Origin of the sequence: Primorskyibacter flagellatus, assembly GCF_900176485.1 — a bacterium.
GTDB lineage: Bacteria > Pseudomonadota > Alphaproteobacteria > Rhodobacterales > Rhodobacteraceae > Primorskyibacter > Primorskyibacter flagellatus.
In genome coordinates this window covers 1-1661 of sequence record NZ_FWYD01000060.1, presented here as the reverse complement: position 1 = coordinate 1661, position 1661 = coordinate 1, and the positions used below count along the sequence as shown (strand labels likewise).

1 protein-coding gene is annotated in these 1661 nt (G+C 63.5%); it reads right to left on the bottom strand.

Features of this window, described 5'->3' with window-relative positions:
* Positions 1-1504: IS66 family transposase (tnpC, locus tag B8991_RS20905; RefSeq protein WP_084355208.1), on the bottom strand; the 1504-nt coding region annotated here is incomplete at its 3' end.
* Positions 1505-1661 lie beyond the last annotated feature (157 nt).

The window sequence follows — 1661 nt, the reverse complement described above, 5'->3', positions numbered from 1 at the left end:
GGCCGCCCTCATCGTGACCGGCAAAAAGCGCGTTGCGGCGGTTCATGGCCGGGCTGCGGATGGCGTTCTCGACCAGGTTGGAGTCCATGTCGACATGGCCATCCTCCAGGAAGAGCCGGAAGCCGTCCTGGCGTCGCAGCATGTAGGCGAGCGCCGCACCGAGGTCGGATTTGCGCGAGATCCGTGCGGCCTGTGCGGCCAGCCAGGCGAAGAACTGATCTACTAACGGTCGCGACAGGTCCTGACGGACGGCACGGCGATGATCTGGGGCTGACCCGCGGATGCTGTCTTCGACCTTGTAGAGCGCAGCGATGCGCACCAGCGCCTCGTCGACGATGGGAGAGCCCTTCTTCGGCTTGGCCTTGATCAGCTTGCGCCGTCCATGTGCCCAGCAGAAAGCCAACCGCAAGGGATCGCCGCCCGTGCGCTTTCGCGTTGCGAGGTGGGTATAGGCGCCATAGGCATCGACCTGAATTGTGCCGTTAAACCCGTCGAGAATCTCGGCAGCGTATTCACCCTTCCGGCCAGGGCGGTAGTGGAACACCACCCCCGGCGGCGCGGTGCCGCCCCAGCCGCGGTCATCGCGCAGCACCGCCCAGAGATAGCCGGTTTTCGTCTTGCCGCGCCCGGGGTCCAGCACTGGGGCGGTGGTCTCGTCGACATAGAGGCGCGTGCTGCCCTGTTTCAAGACCAGGGCCATGTGATCCACCACCGGCGCGATCAGCGCACCGGTCCGACCCATCCAATCGGCGAGGACCGATCGGTCGATCGGCACGCCGTGCCGGGCCATGACCACGGCCTGACGGTTCAGGGGCATGTGCTCGGAATGCTTGGACACGGCGATCTGGGCCAACAGCGCCTCGGTGGGCCAGCTGCCCTCCAGAAGATGCGCCGGCGCTTTGGCCTGAACCACACCCGCGCGCCCCTTGGGGCAGGCGTATTTCGGGCGGATCGTGACGATCACCTGATAGCGCGCCGGGATGTAATCCAGCCGGTCGACCCTGTCCTCACCGATCCGCACCATGTCGCCGCAACCGCATGGGCAGACGATGCTGTCAGGCTCGATGACACGCTCGACGCGCGGCAGGTGTTCCGGCAAGGCGCGCGCCTTGCGCTTCTTGCGCGGCGCCTTCTTCTCGGGATCGGTCTCGCTGGCCGCGATCTTCGCCTCGACCGCGGCAATCTGTTCTTGGGTCTCGGCGATGGCCGCTTCCAGATCCTCCAGCGCCAATTCGAGCTGCGCGGGGTCCAGCTTCTCGGATTTAGGGCCGAACTTCGCATGCCGGTATTGTCCGACCTGGCCTTCCAGCTTCTCGATCAGGGCCTTCAACTCGGTGATGAAGGCGTCCTTCTCGGCCACCACCGCCTGTTCATGCAGGCGGGCCGCACGCTCGACCGCGGCTTCAAACCGTGCTGCTTCCAGCGCCGCAGACTGTGCGGCAAAGGCCTTCATCACCTCGGGCGGAAGGTCTGGAAACTGGTTGAGATCGAAGGGTTGCGACATGCGGATTTATAGCCGGTCCGGACAGGAAAGGCCAATAAAACAACGTCAAAACAGCTGAGTAATGTCTGTCGTCATATAAAATGGGACATCAGAGCGGCTTGAACATTGGAGGCTCTGGTTCGGTTGTTTGATTGATTATGCTGCTTGTTTTTGATGT